We start from the raw sequence: 24,371 nt of genomic DNA, 5'->3' as shown, positions 1-24,371 counted from the left end.
CTGACCTGATGACCGGCACTGACGGAACGACCCGAGGAGAGCGATGCGCGTCAAGGTGACGCTCCGGCGCCCCGACACCACGCACGACGACGTCGTCGTCACCGCCGACGCCGGCGCGACGATCGGCGAGGTGGCCTCCACCATCGCCCGCGTGGACCCGGGCGGCGGGCTGGGCGGCGCCGGTGCGGCGGCCGACGTCCCGCGCACCCTCGAGGCCCGCCTGCCCGGCCAGGACCGGCCGGTGCGGCTGCCGGCCGACGCCGCGCTCGGCGAGGCGTGGATCGGCTCCGGCGCGGAGGTCGCGGTCGTCGACCTCGACCGGCCGGGCTTCGACTACCCCGGGTCGCACGACGTGCGGGCCACGCTCAGCTTCGCGGACGGCAGCAGCGTCGACCTGCCGGAGGGCAGCTGGACACTGGGCCGGGCCGCCGGCTGCGACGTCGTCCTGAGCGACCCGCTGGTCTCGAAGCAGCACCTGCGCCTGGACGTCTCGGACGTCGTCGACGTCGTCGACCTCGGCTCGGCCAACGGCCTGCTGGTCGACGGCGACCACGTGCAGCGCCTGCGCGTCGAGGGCAGCCAGCGCGTCGTCGTGGGCGACACGACCATGACGATCGAGCGCCGCAAGCCGCAGACGCTCACCGGCGTCGCGCCCAAGGCCGGTCCGGTGGCGTTCACCCGGTCGCCGCGCGTCGAGGCGCGGTACAAGGGGCAGGAGTTCGACTCTCCCGACGTTCCCGCCGAGACCGAGCCGCAGCCCTTCCCGCTGCTGGCCCTGATGGCCCCCGTGCTCATGGGCGGGTTCATGATCGCGATGGGCCGCGGGCCGATGGCGTTCATGTTCATCGCGCTGTCGCCGATCATGCTGATCGGCAACTACCTCACCCGCGGCCGTCAGACCAAGAAGCGCAAGGAGCGCGACATCGCGCGGTTCGAGGAGCGGCTCGACGCGCTGCGCGACGCCCTCGGCGGCGAGGAGGAGACGGAGCGGTCCGTGCGCCTGCGCGAGGCGCCGGCGACCCAGCACGTCTTCGCCGAGGCGATGCGCCACGGGCCGATGCTGTGGACGCGCCGTCCGGAGCACTGGAGCTTCCTCAACGTGCGGTTCGGCATCGGCACGATGCCGTCCCGGAACTCCGTGAAGGACACGGCCAAGGGCGCGCTCATCAAGGAGTACCAGGAGCGCCTGGACGCCGTGGTCGACCGGCACGAGAACGTGTCGGGCGTGCCGGTGGTCGAGAACCTGTACGACGCCGGTGCGCTCGGGTTCGCCGGCCCGCCCGGGAAGGTGGCGGGCAGCCTCAACGCCGTGCTGCTGCAGCTCACGGGCCTGCACTCGCCGTCGGAGCTGGTGGTCACGGGCATGGTCAGCCCGGTGTGGACCAAGCACCTGCAGTGGCTCACCTGGATCCCGCACACCTCGTCGCCGCAGAGCCCGGTCGAGGGCCACCACCTCGCCGACTCCGCGACCGGCGCCGCGCGGCTGATCGCCGAGCTCGAGGAGCTCGTCACGACGCGACTGCGCGCGGCGCGCGGCGGCGCACAGCGGCGCGGGGCGATCGACGAGGACGACGCGGCGCTCGAGCGCGGCGCGGAGGTCGGCGGCAAGAAGGCGGAGGCGGGCACGAGGTCGCCGGTCCCGGCCGTCGTCGTGATCATCTCGGACGACATCGACGTCGAGCGGGCCCGCCTGGTGCAGCTCGCCGAGCAGGGCCCGGACGCGGGCGTGTACCCGCTGTGGATCTCCGCCGACACGGCGTACCTGCCGGCCGCCTGCCGCACCTTCGTCGACCTGGGCGAGCACGGCCCGCGCGTCGGCATGGTGCGGCTCGGCCGCTGGGTGGACGACGTCGAGCTGGAGGAGATCGACGCCACGACGGCGCTCGACTACGGCCGCCGGCTCGCCCCGGTCTTCGACGCGGGAGCGATCGTCGCGGACTCCTCCGACCTGCCGCGCTCCGTGACGATGCCCGCGCTGCTGGGCCACGACCTGTTCGAGGACCCGGCGGCCGTGCTGGAGCGCTGGCGCCAGAACCTCTCGGTCTACGACCGCACGACCCCCGTGCCCCGCAAGCGGGCGGGCTCGCTGCGCGCGATCGTCGGGTCGGCCGGCCTGGACGCCCAGCACCTCGACCTGCGCAGCCAGGGCCCGCACGCCCTCGTGGGCGGCACCACCGGCGCCGGCAAGTCGGAGTTCCTGCAGGCGTGGGTGCTCGCGATGGCGGCCGAGTACAGCCCCGACCGCGTGACGTTCCTGTTCGTGGACTACAAGGGCGGGTCGGCGTTCGCGGACTGCGTGCAGCTGCCGCACTGCGTCGGCCTCGTCACCGACCTCTCCCAGCACCTGGTGCTGCGCGCGCTGACCTCGCTGCGCGCCGAGCTGCACCACCGCGAGCACCTGTTCAACCGCAAGAAGGTCAAGGACCTGCTCGAGCTGGAGAAGCGCGGCGACCCGGAGACGCCGCCGGCGCTCGTGATCGTCATCGACGAGTTCGCGGCCCTCGTGGGCGACGTGCCGGAGTTCGTCGACGGCGTCGTCGACGTCGCGCAGCGCGGCCGGTCGCTCGGCATCCACCTCATCATGGCCACCCAGCGCCCGGCCGGCGTCATCAAGGACAACCTGCGGGCCAACACCAACCTGCGGGTCGCGCTGCGGATGGCGGACGAGTCCGACTCGAGCGACGTCGTGGACATCAAGGACGCGGCGCACATCGACCCGGCCATCCCCGGCCGCGGCGTCGTGAAGACGGGCCCGGGCCGCCTGCAGGCCTTCCAGTCCGGGTACGCGGGCGCGTGGAGCACCCGCGCCCCGGAGAACACCGCGATCGAGGTCGCCGGGCTGCACTTCGGCCGCGAGGAGAAGTGGGAGGAGCCGGTCGTCGAGGCGGCGGTGGACGACGACGTGGACCTCGGCCCCAACGACCAGCAGCGCCTCGTGGCGCGGGTCAACGAGGCGTTCCAGGCGGGCCGCCTGCCCCTGCCGCGCCGGCCGTGGTTGGACTCCATGGCCGACGCCTACGACCTGACGCGCCTGCACCAGCGCACCGACACCGAGCTGCTCATCGGCGTCGCCGACATCCCGGAGCAGCAGGCGCAGCGGCCGCTGTACTTCAACCCCGACACCGACGGCCACCTGGGCGTGTACGGCACGGGCGGCGCGGGCAAGAGCACGGCGCTGCGCACGCTCGCCGCGGCGGCGGGCATCACGCCGCGCGGCGGCCCCGTGCACGTGTACGGCCTGGACTTCGCCGCGGGCGCGCTGCGGATGCTGTCGGCGCTGCCGCACGTGGGCACCGTCGCGCGCGGGGACGACGTGGAGCGCGTCGTCGGGCTGATGCGGATGCTGCGCGACGAGCTGCAGCGCCGGGGCGAGGCCTTCGCCGCGGTCTCGGCGTCGAGCGTCACCGAGTACCGCCAGATCACGGGCCGCACGGACGTGCCGCGCATCCTCCTGCTGGTGGACGGGTTCCCCGGTTTCCGCGACGACTTCGAGGTGGGAGCGGGCCGCGCCGAGTGGTTCGACGTCTTCCGCGACATCCTGGGCGACGGGCGCGCGCTCGGCATGCACGCCGTCTTCACGGCGGACCGCTCGGGCGCGGTGCCCACCTACGTGCGGTCGATGGTGCAGCGCAACCTGCTGCTGCGGATGACCGACGACGGGTACCTGGCGTTCAACGCGCCGCGCGACATCATCACGGCGGACTCGCCGAACGGGCGCGCGATCCTCGACGGCCTGGAGGTCCAGGTCGCCGTCATCGGCGGCACGACGTCGGTGTCCGCGCAGGCGGCGGCGACCCAGAAGCTGGGCCAGTCGATGCTGCAGGCCGGCGTGCGGCCCGCGCCGGAGGTCCGGGTGCTGCCCACCGAGTACGGCGCCGGCGAGCTGCCGGACCAGGTGGACGGGCAGCCGGTGCTGGGCCTGGACGGGATCACGCTGGGCGCCGTGCCCTTCGACCCGACCGGGACGATGGTCGTCGCCGGCCCGCCCGGGTCGGGGCGCAGCAACGCGCTCGTCGCGATCTCCCGTGCGGTGCTGCGGGCCAAGCCGGACGCGCGGCTCTACCTCTTCGCGCAGGGGCGGTCCGCCATCGCGGACAAGCTGCCCTGGGCCGACGTCGCGACCGGGATCGAGAAGGTCAAGGCGCTCGCCACGGACCTGCTCGCGGCGGTGCAGGACGAGGACGTCGCCCCGGGGGTCGTCGTCGTGATCGAGGGCCTCAACGAGTACCTGCAGTCGCCCGCGGACAAGCCGATCCAGGACCTCACCAAGGCGATCCGCGGCAGCGACCACCTGCTCGTCGCCGAGGCCGAGACGGCGGGCTGGTCCGCGACCTGGCCGCTGCTCGGCGAGGTGAAGAACGGCCGTCGCGGCCTGATCCTGCAGCCCGAGAACCTCGACGGCGACACGATCCTCAAGACCTCGTTGCCGCGCAGCGGCAAGGGGGAGTTCCCCGTCGGGCGGGGGGCGTGGATCGCGCGGGGCAAGCAGACGCGGGTGCAGCTGCCCCTGGTGCTGGAGGACTGAGCCGGAGCGCAGCGGAGGGTGAGGGCCGAGGAACGAGGCACTCGCCCGTAGCGGAGTGCAGGCTCAGTTCGACCAGTGGACTGGAGGACTGAGCTCGATGGGGAGTCCTCCCCATCGACCAGCGCCGTCGCCCTCGGCTACGGTGCTGACCGGCGGCCGGGACGACGAGCTGCGGACGAACGAGGGGGAGCTGTGGCCGGGTACGACCTGTCGATAGACATGGACGAGTTGCGCACTCTTGCCGAGGACCTGAAGACGATCAAAGAGGAGTTCGAGGGCGCGGACGACCACGCCGAGGACGCCGCGAACGCGACCGGGCACGACGGCCTGCGCGACAAGGTCAACGACTTCGCGGACAAGTGGCGTATCAAGCGCGAGGAGATGACCGAGAACGTGGTCAAGCTCCAGGGCATCGTCCAGCAGATCTCCGACACGTTCACCCAGGTCGACACCGAGCTGGCAAAGGCGCTCGAAGACGCCGCCGAGAAGTCGAAGTAGGGGACTCACCGACATGGCCGACACGCAGTGGCAGACGCTCGACGGGGACGCGGACCTCGTGCGCAGCAAGGGAAAGAAGTACCAGGACATCGCCGACGCCATCGGGCGTGCCACGGCGACCCTCGACGCCATCGTCGACGACGCGAGCACCACGGCGAAGTCCATGGACGCGACGAAGTCGCTGGCCTCCGACGTCCGGGAGGACATCGCCAAGGCGACGGACCGGTACCGGTTCACCGGTGACGCCCTCGTCGCGTACGCCTCGTCGCTCGACACCGCGATCTCGGAGTCGGCGACGGCGGCCGCCCAGATCGCCTCGATCGAGGAGGACCTCGCCTCGGCCCGGACGACGGCGAGCAACGCGCAGTCCGAGGTCGACGACCTGCCGAACGACGCGCCCGAGGCCGACGCCGACGCCGCCAGCTCGACGCTGTCGACGGCCAACTCCCGGGTTTCGAACCTGGAGGGCAGCCTCGGCTACTGGCAGGGCCGCTGGAACGACGCGAAGGGCGACAAGGACAGCGCCGCCAACACGGCGAAGAACGAGATCGACGAGGTCGTCACCGGCGACAAGGTGCACGGCCTCGAGGACGGTTTCTGGGACAAGGTCGGCGAGGTCGCGTCGTTCCTCTACAAGGCGCTCAAGATCATCTGCGACATCGCGGGGATCCTGGCGATCTTCCTGTCCTGGGTGCCGGTCCTCGGCCAGGTGCTCCTGGTGCTGGCCGCCATCGGTTCGATCATCGCGATCGTCGAGGGCATCGTGAAGATGGCCAAGGAAGGGTTCAGCTGGGGCGCGCTCGTCGGCGTCGGCCTCGGCGTCATGGGTCTCTTCGGGGGCAAGGCGATCGGCACCCTCGCCAAGTACGCCAAGGCCCGCTCGGTCGTCCAGACCGCGGGCCGGATGTCGAACACCGCCGCCCGGGCGAAGTTCGGCACGGCGCTGCTGAAGAGCTCGCGCAAGACGTTCGCCCAGACGAACGGCCAGCGGGCCTGGGAGGTCCTCAAGTCCCCGTTCCTGCGGTCCTCCACGGACAAGGCGGTGGCGGGGCTGCTCAAGAGCGGCGAGCGTGCCAAGGCCTTCACCACCTGGCGCGGCTCGCAGTTCCCGCTGCCGTACAAGGACGGCGGCGCGCGGTTCGCCCTGGGGAACGACGACGTGGCGGACATGGTCGCGCACTTCGGCCAGACCGGTCTGCGCCTCGACAACGTCACCGTGAACGCCTCCGCCATCGCGACGGTCGGCGCGGTCTTCCACCAGACGGCCAACCTCACGAACAACATGGTCAAGCTCGGCACGGACATCAACGGCGGGAACGGCTGGGGGATCGCCGACACGGGCAACTCCGTCGTCACGCAGCCGGCCGGCGGCGCGTGGGGCAACATCACGGGCATCCCGATGAAGGTCAACTCGTGGTTCGGCTGACCTACGGCATGATCGGGTCCATGGTTCGAGGTGCGCACAGTGAATGACGTGGTGACCCGGGGGATCGTCGAGTTCGAGCTCAGCCTCCCGGACGAGTGGCTCGTGGTGCCGAGCGGGCTCCCCGACGTCGGGGAGTGGTCGCGCGCGGCCGCGAGCGACCTCGTCCGGGGTGCGACGGCGGCGGGCCTGGCGGACGCCCAGGTCGCCGACGCGGCGGACGTGCTGGCGGAGCAGCTCTCCGACGTCGCGGCGGTCGTCCGAGAGGCCGGCATCGTCTCCCTGCAGACGGCCGTGCTGGTGCGCCGGCCGGAGACCGGGGTGGTCGACGCGATGATCACCCTGGTGGCGCAGCAGGGCCTCGCGCTGGAGCAGTTCACTGCGAGCCTGGCGCACGGAGTCGAGACGACCGACCAGTTCGGGGTCGTGCACGCAGGGGAGATCACGGGGTCGGCCGAGGCCGGCGAGCTTGCCGGGGTGCACCTGCTGCTGGGCAGCGAGGCGGACCCGGGGCTCGGTTCCGGCGTGGAGATGCTCGAGGAGCGGGTCGTCCTCGGTGTGTTCCCCCCGGGGTCGCGCGACATGGTGGAGGTCACGGCGATCGCCCGGAGCGTGGGCACGTTCGACGACATGCCGCAGGCGATGGTGGACCTCCTCGGGGGCCTCGTGATCGAGACGGAGGTGCTGTCGTGACGCGCCGGATGACGTCGTGGAACGGGGGGCTCCGGGTCGTGGTGCCGGGCACCTGGGCGAACGTCCCGGTCGACGACCCGGCCAGGACGACCGCGTTCGTCAAGCGCCTCGTCAAGGACCAGGTGGGCACGGCGGACAGGCTGGCCCGCGTGCGCCGCGAGGCGGCCCAGGAGCTTCTCGTCACTGCCCGCGAGGCGGCCGCGATCGGGGTGCACACGTTCCTGATCTCGCTGGAGATGGTCCCGGGGGTGCCGTTCCCGGCCGCCGTCATGATGGTCGACGAGGAGTGGCCGGCGGCGGGTGCCGCGGGCGCGCGTGCGACCACCGAGGACGAGGTCCGTGCCGCGCTGACGGCGGCCTATCCGTCCGGCGAGGTCGCCGTCCAGCGGAACGGTCCGGTGGCGCGGGTCGTGGAGATGGCCGAGGGCCGCACCAGCGAGGGCGAGGACGCGCTGCCCGTGCGGACCATGCGGCTCGAGTACCACATGCCGTACCCGGACCGGTCCAAGCTGCTCCTCGTCCGCGTCAACGTGCCCAACATCCCCTCGGCGGAGCCGTTCGCGACGCTCTTCGACGAGATCGTGGACTCGGTGACCTTCGTGGTGGACCCGGCCGGGGACGGCGAGGTCGCCGTGACCGAGGAGCAGCCCGTCGCGGGCTGACGCCGTGCCCGCACGTGACGGGACGACGTGCCCGGCTCCCGACGGGGCGGGGGAACGGCTCCGTCAGCGGGAGCCGTCCTCGGAGCTGTCGGCGTTGCGCCGCATGCCCCGGATGAGCGTCCAGCTCCCGAGGACGACCACGAGCACGGCGACGACGCCGATCGTGACCCACCCGCCGAGGGAGGCGAAGAGTTCGGGTGCGAACCTGGCGGTGAGGCCGCTGGCGACGATGAGCACGAACCCGACGAGCAGGATGGTGGTCGGCGTCCGTGAGGGCGTGGCGCGGTGCGCGTCGCGAGCGCGGTCGTCGCTCGTGCCGTTGCTGCTCATGGGTCGGCTCTCTCCAAGGTCGACAGGCATGGTCTAGGGTGCCGACCCTAGACCGATTCGGACGGGCATGGCCGCACGCCATGGCGGTCCCGCGCGAGACGAGGGCGGTATGGGGGCAACGAGGTGACGGGTCGCCCGGCGGACCAGGACGACCGGCCGGGACGGGTCGCGCTCACGCTGCGGCCCGTCGGCTACCTGCTGATCGGCGTGGTCTGGTCCGCGATCTGGCTGGTCGGGCTGCTGCTCCTGGTGGGGTCGGTGCCGTTTCTCGCCTACGTCGACCCCGAGCCGCTGGTGCGCGGCGTCGGGGAGAGGTTGGCCAACCCGGTCGAGGCGATCGCGCTCGTGGTGATCGCCTGGCCGATCCTGGCGCTGGCGATCGGTCCCGGCGGCTGGTTCGTGCTGACTGCCTCATGGCCGCTCGCCGTGCTGTCGTTCGTCTACCTCGCGCGCGCCCTGAACCCCGCGTACGCCGGCGAGAAGCTCTCGTTCACGACGCGCGCCCCCCGGGGGAGCACCTTCGGCCCGCCCACGCTGAGCGGCGTCGCGCTGTCGCTCCAGCCGGTGCGGACGACGTCCTTCACGGACGCGGTCATGCGGTTCTACGTCGCGGGGTGGACGCTGGACGGGCGCACGGTCCTCGCGATGATCCCGGCCGGCCTGGCCTGGCCGCTCGCGGTCCTGGCACTGATCCCCGGCGTGTCCGGCACGGTGCACGTGGTGGCGGGGACGCTGGCCGTCGCCCTCGTCGCCTCCTCGGTCGTCCTGGGGACGCGGGCCTTCCGCCGCCGGTTCGGGCCGGACGGCGACGTGGTGGCCTCGACCGAGGCGAGGCCGCTCACGGAGCTCACCGCCGACGAGCGTCGGGCGCGCCGTGCCCGGCTCGAGAAGCAGCGCCGCGCGCGCCTGCGCCGCGGGGGGATCACCCGTCCCTAGGCACGAACCAGGGGGCCCGTGCAGCACGCACCTGTCGGCGCATGGGGAGGAGTCCCCATCGACGGGCGTTCGGGGCGCCCGCTAGGGTCGTGGACGACGGATCGGCTGCCGTAGGGGGCCGGCCGAACCACCGATGAGCTGAGGAGCTTCTCATGGCGAACATGAACGTCACGTACGACGAGCTGCGGTCGCAGGCGGGTCAGCTGCGCAACGGTCAGCAGCAGATGACCGACATCCTGCACAACCTGCAGACGCAGGTGAACAACCTGGTGTCGTCGGGCTTCGTGACGGACCAGGCGTCGGGTGCGTTCCAGACCTCGTACGAGGAGTTCACGACGGGTACCACGCAGGCCATCGAGGGCCTCGAGGGTATGGCGTCGTTCCTGGAGCAGGCGGCGCAGACGCTGTCCGACGCGGACTCGCAGCTGGCGCAGGGCATCCGCGGCTGACGTCAGTCACCGTCGCCGGCCTCGTGCCGGTGAGCCTGGGGGGGCGGTCCGGTTTCCGGGCCGCCCCTCGGCATGTCCGGGGCGCGACCGCCCGCCGAGCAGACGCGGCCGGCCGCGGCGCCGAATGGGGAGCTCTCCCCATCGACCGGTGCCCGGGGCGCCCGCTAGGGTCGTGGACGACGGATCGGCTGCCGTAGGGGGCCGGCCGAACCACCGATGAGCTGAGGAGCTTCTCATGGCGAACATGAACGTCACGTACGACGAGCTGCGGTCGCAGGCGGGTCAGCTGCGCAACGGTCAGCAGCAGATGACCGACATCCTGCACAACCTGCAGACGCAGGTGAACAACCTGGTGTCGTCGGGCTTCGTGACGGACCAGGCGTCGGGTGCGTTCCAGACCTCGTACGAGGAGTTCACGACGGGTACCACGCAGGCCATCGAGGGCCTCGAGGGTATGGCGTCGTTCCTGGAGCAGGCGGCGCAGACGCTGTCCGACGCGGACTCGCAGCTGGCGCAGGGCATCCGCGGCTGACGTCAGTCACCGTCGCCGGCCTCGTGCCGGTGAGTCTGGGGGGCGGTCCGGTTTCCGGGCCGCCCCTCGTCGCCTGCGGTGCCGAGCCGCAGGCCAGTACGCTGCACGCCGCCATGCCGGAGGCACGGAGGGGGAGTCTTGGCAGACCTCGTGGTGGACACCGACCTCATCGAGGAGACGGCGTCGAACCTGGACGTCGTCGCGCGGGAGTTCGACGACGCGGACCGGTACGCGCAGACGGTGGCGAACGCCGTCGGCGACGAGACGCTGGCCGACGCGATCAACGCGTTCGCCGACGACTGGAAGGAGCGGCGGAGCACGATGCAGGAGAGCATCGCCAACCTCGCCGAGCTCACCGGCGCGGTCGCGTCGGAGTTCCGGGGGCTCGACCGTGACCTCGCCGCGAGCCTGGAGGGCGAGTCGTGAGCTGGGAGCCGCTGGCCCACGCCGACCCGATCCCCGGCGACCCGGACGTCTCCCGCGAGGCGGCGGTGCACTACGGCGACGTCGCGTCCGCCATGGGCGACGCGTACCGGGCGCTGGGCGTCATCGAGGACATGGAGGGCTTCACGTCCGAGGCCGTCGAGGCCCTGCGGTCCAAGGCCGAGGACGTGCGCGGCGAGGTCGTCAAGGCCCGGTCGAGGTACGAGGCCGTCGCCGGTGCGCTCAAGGTCTACGCGACGAAGCACCAGGAGGCCAAGGACGCGGCCCTGGAGCTGCTGGGCCGTGCGCGCGACGCCCAGGACCGGCTGGACTCCGCCGAGCGGACGGCGTCGACCGCGGAGTCGAGCTACGAGGACGCCGTCCAGCAGTCCCAGGGATCGGCCGACGGGCCCGACCCGGACGCGTGGCGCGCGAAGGCGGCCGCCGACGGCGAGGTGAGCGACGCCCGCGCCGCGCTGAACGGCATCCTTGGCGAGCTGCCGGGCATCGTCTCGCAGTGGCGCGGCGACGCAGGGACGGCGGCGGGCACGATCTCCGAGTCGGTCGAGGCGGACGACCTCAACGACGGCTGGTGGGAGAAGTGGGGCTCCGCCGTCGCGAACTTCGTCTCCAAATGGGTCGGGAAGATCGCGATGTGGGCCGGTATCGCCGCGCTCCTGCTGGGCTGGGTGCCCGTCCTGGGACAGGTCCTGGCGGTCGTCGCGCTCGTCGCGACGGTGGTCGCCCTGGTCGCGGACATCGCCCTGGTCGCGCACGGCGAGGGGGACTGGGTCAACGTCCTCCTCGGGGTGGTCGCCGTCGCCACGTTCGGCGTGGGGCGGGTCGCAGGCTCGCTGGCGAAGGCACGGGGTGTGCGCGGGCTCGCGCAGGGTGTGTCCCGGCAGAGCCGGCTCACGCAGAACATCAGCCGGTTCGGCAGCCCGCAGACGAGGTCGGTCGTGCGGAACGCGTGGAGCCGCGCGACGGCAGGCTTCCGCAGCGCCCCGGTGTCCTGGTACAAGCCGACGAGCTGGGTCCGCGCGGGTGCCCGGTCCTTCTCCGGGCTCCGCGGCCGGGCCTGGATCATGAACTTCATGGGGCACGGCGAGGCGGCTCGCGGTCTGCAGGCTCTGCGGAACGTGAACGTCGTGCCGCAGTTCGCGGGCCGGGCCACGGGTGTCACGGAGTCGCTCGCGCGCCTGAGCTCGTGGAACCCGGGGCGTGCCGGCTCGTTCGGGTCGGTCGTCGCACCGTTCACCAGCGACGTGGTCGGCAACGGCACCCTGCTCTACCGCGACTCCAGGACCTGGTGACCATGCCGGACGACGCGACACGGATGCCGTGGCAGGAGGCGGAGGTCTTCGCCTTCCCGGAGCGTGCCGGGTGGGTCTTCTGGGCGGCCGGGCTCAACCCTGCGGGGTGGGGAGACGTCGCCGCCGAGGTGCCCGGCGGGGAGAACGACGACGCCGTCATCGCGGCGGTGCGCGCGGTGGACGAGCGGGCGACGGCGGACGGCCGGGCCTGGGGCGCCGGCATCTGGTGCCCCGAGAAGAACGACCACCGCCCCACAGCGAGCCTGCTGCTGCGCACGTTCGGCGACCGGGGGGACCCGCACAAGGCTTTCAAGAAGGCCGTCAAGCAGGGCCGGAAGGTGCCCCGGCTCGGCGGCGTGACGATCAGCGGGTACTCCTGCGAGGGCGTCGAGACCGAGAGCGGTCCGATGCTCGTGCAGCTCCTCGACTCCACGGACGCCGAGACCGGGGTCCTGCTGCACACCTGGCGGATCACCCTCTTCCCCGTGGTCAAGGACGAGGTGGTCGAGATCGAGTGCGACACCCCGTTCCCGCACCTCATGGACGACGTGGACGAGGAGCTGACGGCCCTCGTCCAGGGCTCGGTCTACTCGATCGCCGAGGACGGGGAGTGACGCCGCCGACCGACGGCACGGGGCCCCTGGGCACGGTGACCGTGACGGTGCTGGTGATCGCCGTCCTCTTCTTCGCCTATTTCGTCCTCGACGGCGTCCGCCGGCTCCCCCGGGTCCGGGAGACCTTCGCGGACGCGCGCTCGCTGACCCCGGCCTACCTGCTCGGCGGCGGCGCCGCGGCGGTGATGGCGCTGGCGCTGGCGCTCGCCTACGCCTCGTCCCGCTACGAGAACGCCCTGGACGAGCTGGCGCTGGACGCGTACGACGTGTGGCTCGGGCTCGAGCACGCCGGCCAGCCCCTGCCCTCCGGCCCGCCGCCGGGAGGGCAGGTGCCGGGGGGCCTGGTGGTGGCCGCCGTGGTGGCGGTCGTCGTCGCCCTGGTGCTCCTGGCGCTCTACCTGGCACACGGCTTCGGACGAGCCGCCACCTTGCGACGCGCCTTCTGGTGGGGGGCCGCGCTGGTCGTCGGGGTCGCGCTGCTCATCGGTCTCGCCGCGCTCGCGATGTGGCACGACGTCGGCGTGCACGAGCAGGCCTGGGAGAGCTGGCTCGGGGAGGAGGTCCGATGACGGTCGGTGCTGCCGCCGGCGCAGGGGTGCCCGAGGGGCGGGACCCGGAGCTGCTCGCCGCTGCGGCGACGCACTGGGCCTTCGTCTACCCGAACGGATGGTGGGCGGTCCCGCTCGACGACCCGGAGCGCATCGACGACCGCGCCCGCGCCGTGGTCCTGCGCCGGCTGGGGCGCCGGGACGACCGCGCGCGCGTGCGGCGCGAGGCGCGCGAGCACCTGTCGCGTGCCGCGCACGGGGCGGCCGAGCAGGGGGCCATCGGCCTCACCGTGTTCAGCATGGACGTCGGCGACGTGGCGATCACGGGCACGATGGCCGTGTTCCCCGTCGAGGTGGGGGAGGGCACCGAGGTCGACGAGCTGCTCGCCCGGATCTCGGGGTCGCTCTCCGGCGCGGACGTCGACCGCCGCACGCTCGACGACGGCTGGGTGCTGCGCGGAGTGCGGCAGAGCGAGATCGAACGGACGGACGCGGACGGCAACCCGGTGCTGCCCGAGCTGCGCGCCGACTACTGGACGGGACGCCGGGGGCTCGAACCGGTGCTCCACGTGTCGTTCTCCACGCCGTTCGTGCCGCTCCGCTCGGCCATGCTCGAGCTGTTCGACGCGATCGTGCTGTCGTTGCACCCCGTCGTCCGCGGGGAGGAGTGATGGACGCCCGGTCGCGCCGCAGGACCTATCTCGGCGCCCTCGTCGCCTTCTTCGTCGTCGCGGTGGCGCGCCTGGTGGTCACGGTCCGGCGGGACGGCGTCGAGGACGCCGCGCTGTGGATCGCGCTGCTGGTCGTCGCGCTGGTCGTCGTGGTGACGCTCGCGGTCGTCGTGCGTCGTGCGGGCGCGGTGGCGGCGCACGTCGCGCGCCTGCGGCCGGGCGCTCTCGTCGTCCCGGTGTTCACGACTGCCGAGACGCTCGACCAGGCGGCGGCCGCCGGTGCGGCCACGACCGGCATCGCGGCGCTGGGCGGCAGCCCGGCGGCCCTCGCCGTCGCGGACGGCCGGGTCGAGGTCTGGGTGCGGCGCGAGGAGGCGCCGCGCTGGGTGGTCCGCCGGGTGCCCGGTGGCGTGGACGAGACGCGCGCCGTGTACGGCTCCCGCGAGACGCCCGCGCTGCGGGTGTCCGACGGCGTCGCGGCGGTGACGGTGGTGCCGGCGTACCGGCCGCTGCGCGCGACCGGCGGCATGGTGGCCGACGACGTGCCCCGGGCGGTCCGGCAGATCGGCCTCGAATGACCGATGGGCGAGACGGCCTGTTCAGTTGACGAGACGGTTGTGGCACCCTGGGTAAGGCTGGACCCTGGACGGTGAGGTAACCCTCACCTCGAAACCGGGAGAGTCCTCCTAGAATCGAACGTCACGAAGCCCCGATCCGGAAGGCGTATCTCGTCGTGAGCAGCACCCGACCTCTGCGCGTCGCCATCGTCGGCGCAGGTCCCGCCGGCATCTACGCCGCGGACATCCTGTCGAAGACCGACCTCGACGTGAGCATCGACCTCTTCGAACGCCTGCCCGCGCCGTTCGGCCTCGTCCGCTACGGCGTCGCGCCCGACCACCCGCGGATCAAGCAGATCATCGTCGCGCTGCACAAGGTGCTCAGCCGCGGTGACGTCCGCCTGCTGGGCAACGTGGACTACGGCGTCGACCTCAAGCTGGACGACCTGCGCCAGTTCTACGACGCGGTGATCTTCTCCACCGGCGCGATCCGCGACGCGGCGCTGCCCGTCCAGGGCATCGATCTCGACGGCTCGTACGGCGCCGCCGACTTCGTCTCCTGGTACGACGGGCACCCGGACGTGCCGCGCACCTGGCCCCTGGAGGCCAAGGAGGTCGCGGTGCTCGGTGCCGGGAACGTCGCGCTCGACGTCGCGCGCATCCTGGCCAAGCACACCAAGGACCTGATGCCGACGGAGATCCCGGCCAACGTCCAGGAGGGCCTTGAGGCGTCGCCGGTCACCGACGTGCACGTCTTCGCGCGCCGCGGCCCGGCCCAGGTGAAGTTCTCGCCGCTGGAGCTGCGCGAGCTGGGCCACGTCCCCGACGTGGACATCGTCGTGTACCCGGAGGACTACGACTTCGACGAGGGCTCGATGGCCGCCGTCGAGTCGTCCAACCAGACCAAGCAGGTCGTCAAGACGCTCACGGACTGGACCCTGGTCGACCCGGCGACCCAGTCCGCGTCGCGCCGCATCCACCTGCACTTCCTGCACGCGCCGACCGAGATCACCGGCGACGACGGCAAGGTGACCGGGCTGCGGACCGAGCGCACCGCCCTGCAGGGCGACGGCACGGTCCGCGGCACGGGCGAGTTCCACGACTGGCCCGTGCAGGCGGTCTACCGGGCCGTCGGCTACTTCGGCTCGCCGCTGCCGGAGATCCCGTTCGACGAGCTCAAGGGCGTCATCTCCAACCGCGAGGGCCGCGTCGTCGACATGGACGGCGACCACCTGCCCGGCGTGTACGCCACGGGGTGGATCAAGCGCGGACCGGTCGGCCTCATCGGGCACACCAAGTCCGACGCGTCCGAGACGATCCGCCACCTCGTCGAGGACGTCACCGGCGTCGGGGACGGCGGCGACGTCGCCACGGGCGACCTGACCGGCGGTCGCACGGCCACGCAGGCCGACCCGCAGGCGGTGCTCGACTTCCTCGCCGACCGCGGCGTGGACGTCGTCGAGTGGTCCGACTTCGAGGTGCTGGACGCGCACGAGCGCGCCCTCGGTGAGCCGCACGGCCGCGAGCGCATCAAGGTCGTGCCGCGCGAGGAGATGCTCGACGTCGCCAAGCGCCGCGCGTCCTCCTGACACGGACCGGGTTCCCGGCCCGCCGGTCGAGCCTGTCGAGACCCAGGACCCGGTCTCGACAGGCTCGACCCACGGGGGCGGGAACCCGGCGGGCCGCCGGAGCGTTCCACCCGTGGGATCCTGCCGGGCGCGCCCGCGCCGGCGGGAGCACGGAAGGAGACGGCAGAGCACATGGGCCACCAGCACTTCAACGGTCTCAAGACGGCGGCGCTCTTCGGCGTCATGTGGGCCGTGGTCCTCGGCCTGTGGGCGCTGTTCTTCCGCAGCAGCGCGGGCATGCTGGTCCTGTTCGTCGCGATCGGGCTGATCACCACGTTCGTCGGCTACTGGAACTCCGACAAGATCGCCATCCGCGCGATGCACGCGTACCCCGTCACGGAGCTCGAGGCCCCGGAGATGTACCGCATCGTGCGCGAGCTCTCCACGGAGGCGCGCCAGCCCATGCCGCGCCTCTTCATCTCGCCCACGCAGGCACCCAACGCCTTCGCGACCGGGCGCAACCCCAAGAACGCCGCCGTCTGCTGCACGGAGGGCATCCTGCGGCTGCTCGACGAGCGGGAGCTGCGCGGCGTGCTCGGGCACGAGCTCATGCACGTGTACAACCGCGACATCCTCACGTCGTCGGTCGCGTCGGCGATGGCGGGCGTCATCACGTCGCTGGCGCAGTTCCTGCTGATCTTCGGCGGCGGCGACCGGCGCGAGGGCGGCAACCCGCTCGCCGCCCTCGCGATGGCGATCCTGGCGCCGTTCGCCGCGATGATGATCCAGATGGCGATCTCCCGCACCCGGGAGTACGACGCGGACGAGGACGGCGCCAAGCTCACCGGCGACCCGATGGCGCTCGCCTCCGCCCTGCGCAAGCTCGAGTCCGGCACCGCGAAGGCGCCGCTGCCGCAGACGCGCGAGCTCCAGAACGTCTCTCACCTCATGCTGGCCAACCCGTTCCGCGGCGCCGGCATGGCCAAGATGTTCTCCACCCACCCCCCGATGGCCGACCGCATCGCCCGGCTCGAGAAGATGGCGGGCGGCACCGACTTCGGCCCGGGCGGCATCACGCGCTACTGAGCCCGCGAGGAACGCCGCCGAGGCGTCGCGCGCCCGCGGGCGACTCGCGGGCCCTTCTGGCAGGCTGACCTGCGATGTCCCGCGACCTGCCCACTCCGCCCGCCCCGGCCGGGCGTCCGTCGTCCGCACGCCCGGACCCGGACGTCGGCAAGGAGCGCCTGCGCCGCTGGCAGTCGCGCACCGAGCGGCCGCTGACCGCGCTGGCGCTGCTGTTCCTCGTCGCGTACGGAGTGCCCATCGCCTGGCCCGCCGCGCCGTCGGACGTCCGCACGGCGTGCACCGCCGTCCTGGCGCTGACGTGGCTCTTGTTCGTCGTCGACTACGTGGTCCGCACGCGGCTGGCGCCCCGTACCTGGGTGTACGTGCGCAGCCACCCGCTGGAGCTGGCGGTCGTCGTGCTCCCGGTGCTGCGACCGCTGCTGCTGATCTCGGTGGTGATGCGACTCAACCGGGCGAACATCGTGCGCCTGCGCGGCCGGGTGGTGCGGTTCGCGGTCGCGGGGACTGCGCTCCTGGTCCTCGTCGGGGCACTGACCGTGACGCAGGCGGAGCGCGGGGCCCCGGGGGCGAGCATCGTCAACCTCGGCGACGGCTTCTGGTGGGCGATGGTGACGATCACCACCGTCGGGTACGGCGACTACGCCCCCGTGAGCGCGCTGGGCCGGGTCATCGCGGTCTGCCTCATGCTCGGCGGCATCGCCTTGCTCGGCGTCGTCACGGCGACGCTGTCGTCCTGGCTCGTCGAGCGGGTCGCCGCGGGCCCGCGCGGCGGCCCGGCGGCTCCGGCCTCCCCGGAGCGTCCCGACGCCCAGGGCCGCGCCGACCTCGGCATGGTCTCCCAGGCGCAGGTCGCGCTGCTCGTGGCCGAGGTCCAGGAGCTCCGGGCGGAGATCGTCTCCTCCCGGAGTGAGGCCGACCCCCCGCGCGAGGAGGCCGGCGAGGCGGACGAGCGGCGAGGGGATCGACCGGACTGATCGCGCGGAGCGTGCCGGCCGTTCCCGACGACCTACGCCCGTCCGGCGTCCCGCCCGTCCGAGGTCACGCCCGTCCGGGCGCTGGCGGCGAGCGCCTCCTCGAGGGCGGTCGCGACGCCGTCGTCGTCGTTCGACGCGACGACGGCGTCGGCGCAGGCGAGCACCTCCGGGTGGGCGTTGGCGACGGCGTGACCGCGGCCGGCCCAGCGCAGCATGGGCAGGTCGTTCGGCATGTCGCCGAAGGACCACACGTCGCGGGCGTCGATCCCGAGCCGGTCGCACCACCGGGCGAGCGCGACGTCCTTCGTCACGCCGGGCGCGAGCAGCTCGGCCAGCCCCGCGGCGCCGGAGAAGTGCAGCTCCGCCCGGCCGGGCACCACCGAGCGGACCTGCTCGAAGAAGGCGTCCTGGGCGGCGTCGTCGACGTGCCCGCGCTGCACGACGCCGAAGCCCTGGGTCGGCGTGCCCGGACGGACCGCCAGCAGCTTGGTGACGGGCCCGCCCCCGTCGGCGAGCGCCTCCTCGAGCGGGACGGCCCGCAGCCGGGCGGGCAGGTCGGGCTCGCCGACGGGGAACCAGGGGTCGAACGCCGGCCCGTCGACGCGCTCGGCCGCCAGCGCGACGCCGGGGACCGCGGCCCGCAGGTCGGCGACCAGGGGGCCCACCACGTCGTCGTCGATCCCGTGCACCTCCAGGGCGCGGCCGTCGGCGAGGTCCCACACGGCCGCCCCGCCGAGGCAGATCACGCGCCCGTGCCCGCCGACGCAGTGCGCGAGGGCGTCGAGCCAGCGCGGCGGCCGGGCGGTGACGAACACGACCTCGACGCCGGCGGCCTCGGCGGCCCCGAGCGCTCGCCGGGTGCGCTCCGAGACGGTCCCGTCGGAGCGCAGGAGCGTGCCGTCGAGGTCGGTCGCGACCAGCCGGGGAAGGGTCACCGGTAGTTGATGAACTGCAGCGCGACGTCGAGGTCGGCGGCCTTGAGCAGCGCGATGACCGACTGCAGGTCGTCGCGCGACTTGCTGGACACGCGCACCTCGTCGCCCGTGATCTGCGTCTTGGCGCCCTTGGGACCCTCGTCGCGGATGAGCTTGGTGATCTTCTTCGCGTTCTCGCCGGACAGGCCCTCCTTGAGGGTGGCGCCGAGGCGGTACTCCTTGCCGGAGGGCTGGGGCTCGCCCTCGCCGGTGTCGATCGCCTTGAGCGAGACGCCGCGCTTGATGAGCTTGGTCTGGAAGACGTCGAGGATCGCGTTCACGCGCTCGGCGGAGTTGGCGACCATGACGATGCTCTCGCCGCTCCAGGTGATGGACGCGCCGACGTTCTTGAAGTCGTAGCGCTGGGAGATCTCCTTGGCCGCCTGGTTGAGGGCGTTGTCGACCTCCTGGCGGTCGACCTTGCTCACGATGTCGAACGACGAGTCGGCCACGTGGGGCTCCTTCGGCTCGGGACGGACTGGGTCACGACCTACCGTAGTGCGACCGGCAGCCGGGATCCGCGCGGCGGTGCAGCTGCGGTCCGAGACGGAGGCCGGTCAGGCGGCGTCGCCGACGGCGCTCCGGGCGCGCGCGGCGAGGCGCGCGGCGCGCGCATGGTGCGTGCCGTCGACGGTGAGGACGACGAGCGCCACCCACACGAGGGCGAAGCCCGCCCAGCGGGTCGGGGGCATGTGCTCGCCGAAGACGAGGAGGCCCAGCAGGAACTGCAGCACCGGCGTGAGGTACTGCAGCATCCCGACGACGGACAGCGGGAGCCGCCGCGCGGCCGCGGAGAACAGCAGGAGCGGCAGCCCGGTGATGACGCCGCAGGCGGCGAGCAGCAGCGCGTGGCCGGCGCCCTCGGTCGTGAAGGTGCCGACGCCGGTCGCGCCGAGCCAGGCCAGGTAGCCCAGCGCGAACGGGGTCGCGACCGCGGTCTCGACCGCGAGGCCGGGCAGGGCTCCGACGTCCCGCCCGACGCGGTTCTTCACGAGCGAGTAGAGGCCGAAGGCGCCGGCGAGGGTCAGCGCGATCCACGGCAGCCCCCCGACGCCCGCGGAGATCACGACGACGGCGGCGGCGCCGAACCCGAGCGCGACCCACTGGGCCACGCGAAGGCGCTCCCGCAGCACGACGACGCCGAGCAGCACCGTGAGCAGGGGGTTGATGAAGTACCCGAGGGCGGCGTCGAGCACGTGCCCCGACAGCACCGCGTACACGTAGGTCGTCCAGTTCACGAGGATCAGCACCGACGCGACGGCCAGCGCGCCGAGCGTGCGGGGGGCTCGCAGCGCGGCGACGAACGACCGGAACGTGCGGGTGGCGGCCAGCAGCACCAGGCAGAAGACCAGGCTCCACACGACCCGGTGCGCGATGATCTCGACCGCGCCGGCCGGCTCGAGGAGCGGGAAGAACAGCGGCATCGCGCCCCAGAGGAGGAACGCCGACAGGCCGAGGGGCAACCCCCAGCGGTCGGGGGAGGAGGGGGGCGTCACGGCCTCACTGTAGGCCGCGAGGCGGCGCCGACGGCGGGGCGTGACCGGGGCCACGCCGTGCTGATTTCACGACCGGGCTGCGGGGGCGCTATGGTTCTACCCGCGAGATCGTGCGCGGTCTTGCACGGCAGGTTGCCCGAGCGGCCAAAGGGATCTGACTGTAAATCAGACGGCTCAGCCTTCGGGGGTTCGAATCCCTCACCTGCCACCGCGACGGACGGGGTGTCACCCACCGGTGACGCCCCGTCCGACGTCCGGAGAAGGCCTTGACGGTCCGGCGGACGGCGTGATCCGACGGATTTCGCCAGGTGCCGGAAGCCGTGTAAAGTCTTCTCCGCTGCCCCGATAGCTCAGTCGGCAGAGCGTCTCCATGGTAAGGAGAAGGTCAAGGGTTCGATTCCCTTTCGGGGCTCTGTGACATGATGCGGGGCCGTCCACCGGTACACCGGGCGGGCGGTTCCGCGTTCAGTCACGCGCGGCGGGGTAGCTCAGCTGGTCAGAGCGCACGACTCATAATCGTGAGGTCGCGGGTTCGAGCCCCGCCCTCGCTACCAAACCACCACGGTTCGACGGCCGGCGCCGGACCGCATGTTCCTTGACGCACGTGGCGCCTTCCGGGGGCGCGAGAGGTGACACACCATGGCTGCCAAGAGCGCGGACGTCCGCCCGAAGATCACGCTCGCCTGCGTGGACTGCAAGGAGCGGAACTACATCACGAAGAAGAACCGCCGGAACGACCCGGACCGTCTCGAGCTGGCGAAGTTCTGCCCGCGCTGCGGCAAGCACACGTCGCACCGCGAGACTCGCTGACGCTGCCTCCGGGCAACGCACGCCTGCACGCCGACGTGGCGAACGCATCCTTCGCGGGCCGGGAGTACCCGGTCACGGCCCCCTACAGCGTGGGTCGCGAGGCGATCCGTGCGTTCGCGACCGCCGTCGGCGCCACCCACCCCGCGCACCACGACCTCGTGGCGGCGCGGGTTTCGGGCTATCCGGACCTGGTAGCGCCCCCGACGTTCGCCGTCGTGGTCGCGCAGCGCGCCGAGGCGCAGTACGTCCAGGACCCGGAGGCCGGAGTCGACTTCTCGCGCGTCGTGCACGCCGACGAGAGGTTCACGCACCACCGTCCGATCGTCGCCGGCGACGAGCTGGTCACGGTGCTGCACGTGGACTCCGTCACCGAGCGCGCCGGCATCGCGATGGTCACCACCCGCTGCGAGATCGCGGCGGTCGGCGACGAGGGGAGCGAGCCGGTGACGACCGTCCTCTCCAGCCTCGTCATCCGCGGGGAGGAGGCCCGATGAGCGAGCGCCCCGTGCTGACCGAGCTGACCGTCGGCGACGTCGTCGGCACCCGCACGATCGAGCTCACCCGCGCCGACCTGGTCCGGTACGCCGGCGCCTCCGGCGACCTCAACCCCATCCACTGGGACGAGTCGTTCGCCACCGAGGTCGGCCTCCCGGGCGTGATCGCGCACGGGATGCTCACCATGGGCTCCGTCGTCGGCGTGGTCGCCGACTGGGCCGGCGACCCGGGCGCCGTGATCTCCTACCAGACCCGTTTCACGAAGCCGGTCCCCGTCCCCGCGCGCGGCACCGCCGCGGTCGAGGTGACCGCGACCGTCGGCGCGACCGACGCCGACGCCGGCACGGCGCGGATCGACCTCACCGTCACCCACGACGGCGTCAAGGTGCTGGGCCGGGCGCAGGCCGTCGTCCGTCTCTGACGGAGATTTTCGCGCGCCCCCTTCCCCTGAAAGCAGATTTCACGGTTCGATGACCGTGTGCGCGCACCCGTGCGCGTGCACCGTCATCGAGAGGAGCGCTCCCCGTGAGATCCGTACGACGACGCACCACCGGCCTGGCCGTGGCCGGGCTCCTGATCCCCCTGGTCGCGGCGCCGGCGTTCACCGCCGGCGCCGGGCCCTCCGCCGCCCCGCCTGCCTCCGTGGACTGCGACGCCGTCGTCGCGGCCCCCGACCGGGAGGGGGCCTTCGCCGCCGCGAGCGACGCGACCGGCGTCCCCGCCGACCTGCTCAAGGCCGTCTCCTGGATGGAGTCCCGCTGGGACCAGCACGCCGGGGTGCCCAGCACCGACGGCGGCTACGGGGTCTTCAACCTGGCCGACCACGTCACCGAGGTGCCCGACGGCGCGGGCAAGGACGCCACCGCCGGCGACGGCGCGGGCGCTCGGGAGGCCGTCAGCGAGCTGAACCGCGCCGCCGCGCTCACCGGCCTCACCGCGGACCGGCTCCGTGCCGACGCCGGCGCGAACGTCTGCGCCGGCGCTGCGCTGCTCGCCTCCTACCAGCGGGACGCGGGGCGTGGCGCCGACGCGCCGCTCGCGGCCTGGGGCACGGCCGTGGCGCGCATCAGCGACGTCCCGACCTTCGCCGACCGCGTCCTGACCACCCTGAACGAGGGGCAGCAGCGCGTCACGGACGACGGCGGCGAGGTCGTCCTGGCCGCACGACCCGACGTCGTCGCGCCCGCGACGTCGGCGCAGCAGGCGGGCGACCCTGCCGCCGACTGCCCGGCGCACCTGGGCTGCGAGTGGCTGCCGGCGCCGTACGCGAAGGCGAGCCCCGACCTGCCGGACGGCACCACGTCCTACGGCAACCACGACCAGGCCGACCGCACCGGCCCCGGCGGGCCGTCGATCGACTACATCGTCATCCACGACACGGAGACGTCGTACGACGGCACGATCCGGCTGGTCACCGACCCGACGTACCTCGCGTGGAACTACACGCTGCGCTCGTCCGACGGGCACGTCGCGAACCACCTCGAGCCGTCGGACGTCGGCTGGCACGCGGGCAACTGGTACATGAACATGCACTCGATCGGCCTGGAGCACGAGGGCTGGGCGGGCACGGCGGGCTGGTTCACCGAGGCGATGTACCAGACCTCGGCCGAGCTGGTCGCGCACCTGGCCGACACGTACGACATCCCGGTCGACCGCGCGCACATCATCGGCCACGACCAGATCCCGGGGATCCTGCCGGGGTACACGAAGAACGTGCACTGGGACCCGGGCCCGTACTGGGACTGGGACCACTACATGGAGCTCGTCGGGGCGCCGGTCGGCGGCGGGCTCGCGCCGACGACGGACGTCGAGGCCGGGGACGTCGTCGAGGTGGTCGCCGGCTACGACGACAACGCGAACCCGGTCACCGGCTGCGCGCAGGCGTCACCCGGGTCGCCGGGCTGCGTCGCGGGGGCCGGGACGAACTTCGTGCTCGCCCGCCAGGCCCCGTCGCCCGGCGCCCCGTACGCCCGCGACCCCGGCTGGAAGCCCGCGGGCGCCGACGGCACGACCTACGCCAGCGACATCAGCGCGCGCATCACCTCGGGGCACAAGCTCGTCGTCGCGCGGGTGCAGGGCGACTGGCTCGGCGTCTGGTGGGCCGGCTCTCTCGCGTGGGTCCACAACCCCGCCGACCGGCCGGTCGTCGTGCCCAGCACAGGGCAGACGGTCACCGTGACCGGGGACGAGGCGGCGTCCGTGTTCGGCCGGGCGTACCCGGAGGAGGCGGCGTACGCCGGGACGGGCGTCCCGGTGCAGGCCGTCGTGCCGATCGAGTACACGATCGGGGCCGACCAGGCGTACGTCGTCGCCGACGACGACGTCACGACGGACTACTACCGGGCGACCACGTTCGACGGGTCGGCCCCGGGCGACCGCACCGACGTGCGCGGCGAGGACGCCTACTACCAGCTCTGGTACGCGCACAAGCAGGTGTTCGCCCGCGCGGCCGAGCTCACGCTGCACGACCCGGTCGTCACCGACGTCGAGCGGCCGTCGGTGGTCGGCGACGCGCGGCCCGGCCGGGTGCTGCGCGCCGAGCCGGGGGAGTACCTGCCCGGCGACGCGCACGTCGGGTATCAGTGGCTGCGCGACGGGGAGCCGGTTGCCGGGGCCACCGGCGAGACGTACCGCGTGACCGGCCGTGACCTGCGGTCGCGGCTGTCCGTGCGGGTCACCGTCTCGGCTCCGGGGTACACCGCGGCGAGGTTCACCTCGGACCCGACCGACGCCGTCTGGCCGCGCTGACGAGTCGGACCCGGGGGGAAGCTCCGGTCGAGCCTGTCGAGACCCG

General features: G+C 72.9%; 25 protein-coding genes and 3 tRNA genes. 24 read left to right on the top strand and 4 right to left on the bottom strand.

What is annotated here, in order from left to right; genetic code table 11:
• The first annotated feature begins 43 nt into the window (after window positions 1-43).
• The 5 genes from ABD254_RS05090 to ABD254_RS05070 all read left to right on the top strand — a co-directional run bounded on the left by ABD254_RS05090 (window position 44) and on the right by ABD254_RS05070 (window position 7,801).
• Window positions 44-4,525 carry a type VII secretion EssC family protein gene (locus ABD254_RS05090; protein ID WP_344246271.1) on the top strand — a complete coding sequence of 1,494 codons (4,482 nt, stop codon included), beginning with the start codon at window positions 44-46 and terminating at the stop codon, window positions 4,523-4,525.
• A 192-nt stretch (window positions 4,526-4,717) separates the two neighbouring features.
• A complete protein-coding gene (locus tag ABD254_RS05085) occupies window positions 4,718-5,023 on the top strand; it encodes a hypothetical protein (RefSeq protein ID WP_344246269.1) in 306 nt (101 codons plus the stop codon).
• A gap of 13 nt (window positions 5,024-5,036) precedes the next feature.
• On the top strand, window positions 5,037-6,449 hold the full coding sequence (locus ABD254_RS05080) for a hypothetical protein (RefSeq protein ID WP_344246267.1): 1,413 nt from the start codon (window positions 5,037-5,039) through the stop codon (window positions 6,447-6,449).
• 39 nt (window positions 6,450-6,488) lie between these two features.
• Window positions 6,489-7,139 carry a hypothetical protein gene (locus ABD254_RS05075; RefSeq protein ID WP_344246265.1) on the top strand — a complete coding sequence of 217 codons (651 nt, stop codon included), beginning with the start codon at window positions 6,489-6,491 and terminating at the stop codon, window positions 7,137-7,139.
• A complete protein-coding gene (locus tag ABD254_RS05070; protein ID WP_344246263.1) occupies window positions 7,136-7,801 on the top strand; it encodes a hypothetical protein in 666 nt (221 codons plus the stop codon). Before ABD254_RS05075 ends, ABD254_RS05070 begins: the two co-directional genes overlap by 4 nt.
• Before the next feature lie 63 nt (window positions 7,802-7,864).
• On the opposite strand, the gene ABD254_RS05065 is transcribed toward ABD254_RS05070, so the two are convergent.
• Window positions 7,865-8,131, bottom strand: coding sequence for a hypothetical protein (locus ABD254_RS05065; protein WP_344246261.1), 267 nt, complete (start codon window positions 8,129-8,131; stop codon window positions 7,865-7,867).
• A gap of 123 nt (window positions 8,132-8,254) precedes the next feature.
• Here ABD254_RS05065 and ABD254_RS05060 point away from each other — a divergent pair, with 123 nt between their 5' ends.
• The 12 genes from ABD254_RS05060 (at window position 8,255) to ABD254_RS05005 (ending at window position 17,802) form a co-directional block, all read left to right on the top strand.
• Window positions 8,255-9,067, top strand: a complete 813-nt coding sequence (locus ABD254_RS05060; protein WP_344246259.1) for a hypothetical protein — start codon at window positions 8,255-8,257, stop codon at window positions 9,065-9,067.
• Window positions 9,068-9,219: 152 nt separating this feature from the next.
• The gene (locus ABD254_RS05055; protein ID WP_344246257.1) at window positions 9,220-9,516 is read left to right on the top strand and encodes a WXG100 family type VII secretion target; all 297 of its coding nucleotides are present in this window, start codon (window positions 9,220-9,222) and stop codon (window positions 9,514-9,516) included.
• 235 nt (window positions 9,517-9,751) lie between these two features.
• The gene (locus tag ABD254_RS05050) at window positions 9,752-10,048 is read left to right on the top strand and encodes a WXG100 family type VII secretion target (RefSeq protein WP_344246257.1); all 297 of its coding nucleotides are present in this window, start codon (window positions 9,752-9,754) and stop codon (window positions 10,046-10,048) included.
• A 138-nt stretch (window positions 10,049-10,186) separates the two neighbouring features.
• On the top strand, window positions 10,187-10,474 hold the full coding sequence (locus ABD254_RS05045; protein ID WP_344246255.1) for a hypothetical protein: 288 nt from the start codon (window positions 10,187-10,189) through the stop codon (window positions 10,472-10,474).
• Entirely contained in the window at window positions 10,471-11,784 is a 1,314-nt protein-coding gene (locus tag ABD254_RS05040; RefSeq protein WP_344246253.1) for a hypothetical protein, read from the top strand. Before ABD254_RS05045 ends, ABD254_RS05040 begins: the two co-directional genes overlap by 4 nt.
• 2 nt (window positions 11,785-11,786) lie before the next feature.
• A complete protein-coding gene (locus tag ABD254_RS05035; RefSeq protein WP_344246251.1) occupies window positions 11,787-12,398 on the top strand; it encodes a hypothetical protein in 612 nt (203 codons plus the stop codon).
• The gene (locus ABD254_RS05030) at window positions 12,395-12,967 is read left to right on the top strand and encodes a hypothetical protein (protein WP_344246249.1); all 573 of its coding nucleotides are present in this window, start codon (window positions 12,395-12,397) and stop codon (window positions 12,965-12,967) included. The genes ABD254_RS05035 and ABD254_RS05030 overlap by 4 nt, the downstream gene beginning before the upstream one ends.
• Entirely contained in the window at window positions 12,964-13,617 is a 654-nt protein-coding gene (locus ABD254_RS05025; protein ID WP_344246247.1) for a hypothetical protein, read from the top strand. The genes ABD254_RS05030 and ABD254_RS05025 overlap by 4 nt, the downstream gene beginning before the upstream one ends.
• Window positions 13,617-14,195 (top strand): hypothetical protein, encoded by a 579-nt coding sequence (locus tag ABD254_RS05020; protein WP_344246245.1) that lies wholly within the window; start codon window positions 13,617-13,619, stop codon window positions 14,193-14,195. The genes ABD254_RS05025 and ABD254_RS05020 overlap by 1 nt, the downstream gene beginning before the upstream one ends.
• A gap of 155 nt (window positions 14,196-14,350) precedes the next feature.
• Window positions 14,351-15,763 carry an FAD-dependent oxidoreductase gene (locus ABD254_RS05015; RefSeq protein WP_344246243.1) on the top strand — a complete coding sequence of 471 codons (1,413 nt, stop codon included), beginning with the start codon at window positions 14,351-14,353 and terminating at the stop codon, window positions 15,761-15,763.
• Between the two features lie 171 nt (window positions 15,764-15,934).
• Window positions 15,935-16,828 carry a zinc metalloprotease HtpX gene (gene htpX / locus ABD254_RS05010; protein ID WP_344246242.1) on the top strand — a complete coding sequence of 298 codons (894 nt, stop codon included), beginning with the start codon at window positions 15,935-15,937 and terminating at the stop codon, window positions 16,826-16,828.
• A gap of 74 nt (window positions 16,829-16,902) precedes the next feature.
• Window positions 16,903-17,802 (top strand): potassium channel family protein, encoded by a 900-nt coding sequence (locus ABD254_RS05005; protein WP_344246240.1) that lies wholly within the window; start codon window positions 16,903-16,905, stop codon window positions 17,800-17,802.
• A 32-nt stretch (window positions 17,803-17,834) separates the two neighbouring features.
• On the opposite strand, the gene ABD254_RS05000 is transcribed toward ABD254_RS05005, so the two are convergent.
• The 3 genes from ABD254_RS05000 to rarD form a co-directional block, all read right to left on the bottom strand.
• Window positions 17,835-18,737, bottom strand: a complete 903-nt coding sequence (locus ABD254_RS05000) for an HAD family hydrolase (RefSeq protein WP_344246238.1) — start codon at window positions 18,735-18,737, stop codon at window positions 17,835-17,837.
• Window positions 18,734-19,228 carry a YajQ family cyclic di-GMP-binding protein gene (locus ABD254_RS04995; RefSeq protein ID WP_344246236.1) on the bottom strand — a complete coding sequence of 165 codons (495 nt, stop codon included), beginning with the start codon at window positions 19,226-19,228 and terminating at the stop codon, window positions 18,734-18,736. The genes ABD254_RS05000 and ABD254_RS04995 overlap by 4 nt, the downstream gene beginning before the upstream one ends.
• A gap of 105 nt (window positions 19,229-19,333) precedes the next feature.
• Window positions 19,334-20,272: an EamA family transporter RarD gene (rarD, locus tag ABD254_RS04990; RefSeq protein WP_344246234.1), complete on the bottom strand. Its 939-nt coding sequence runs from the start codon at window positions 20,270-20,272 to the stop codon at window positions 19,334-19,336.
• Window positions 20,273-20,398: 126 nt separating this feature from the next.
• On the opposite strand from rarD, the gene ABD254_RS04985 reads away from it, so the two are divergent.
• The 7 genes from ABD254_RS04985 to ABD254_RS04955 all read left to right on the top strand — a co-directional run bounded on the left by ABD254_RS04985 (window position 20,399) and on the right by ABD254_RS04955 (window position 24,325).
• Window positions 20,399-20,480, top strand: a tRNA-Tyr gene (locus ABD254_RS04985).
• A gap of 131 nt (window positions 20,481-20,611) precedes the next feature.
• A tRNA-Thr gene (locus ABD254_RS04980) sits at window positions 20,612-20,684 on the top strand.
• 65 nt (window positions 20,685-20,749) lie between these two features.
• Window positions 20,750-20,826: transfer RNA gene (locus ABD254_RS04975), tRNA-Met, on the top strand.
• Between the two features lie 85 nt (window positions 20,827-20,911).
• Entirely contained in the window at window positions 20,912-21,082 is a 171-nt protein-coding gene (gene rpmG, locus ABD254_RS04970; protein ID WP_079572326.1) for a 50S ribosomal protein L33, read from the top strand.
• 35 nt (window positions 21,083-21,117) lie between these two features.
• Complete coding sequence (locus ABD254_RS04965) at window positions 21,118-21,576, top strand: FAS1-like dehydratase domain-containing protein (RefSeq protein WP_344246231.1); 459 nt, start codon at window positions 21,118-21,120, stop codon at window positions 21,574-21,576.
• Complete coding sequence (locus tag ABD254_RS04960) at window positions 21,573-21,998, top strand: MaoC family dehydratase (protein ID WP_344246229.1); 426 nt, start codon at window positions 21,573-21,575, stop codon at window positions 21,996-21,998. The genes ABD254_RS04965 and ABD254_RS04960 overlap by 4 nt, the downstream gene beginning before the upstream one ends.
• A gap of 104 nt (window positions 21,999-22,102) precedes the next feature.
• Window positions 22,103-24,325, top strand: coding sequence for an N-acetylmuramoyl-L-alanine amidase (locus tag ABD254_RS04955; RefSeq protein WP_344246227.1), 2,223 nt, complete (start codon window positions 22,103-22,105; stop codon window positions 24,323-24,325).
• The last annotated feature ends 46 nt before the right edge of the window (window positions 24,326-24,371 follow it).

Source organism: Isoptericola hypogeus, assembly GCF_039531145.1.
GTDB classification, from domain to species: Bacteria; Actinomycetota; Actinomycetes; order Actinomycetales; family Cellulomonadaceae; genus Isoptericola; species Isoptericola hypogeus.
Note: the sequence above shows the minus strand (reverse complement) of the source record. Positions and strands in the feature narration are given on the sequence as shown.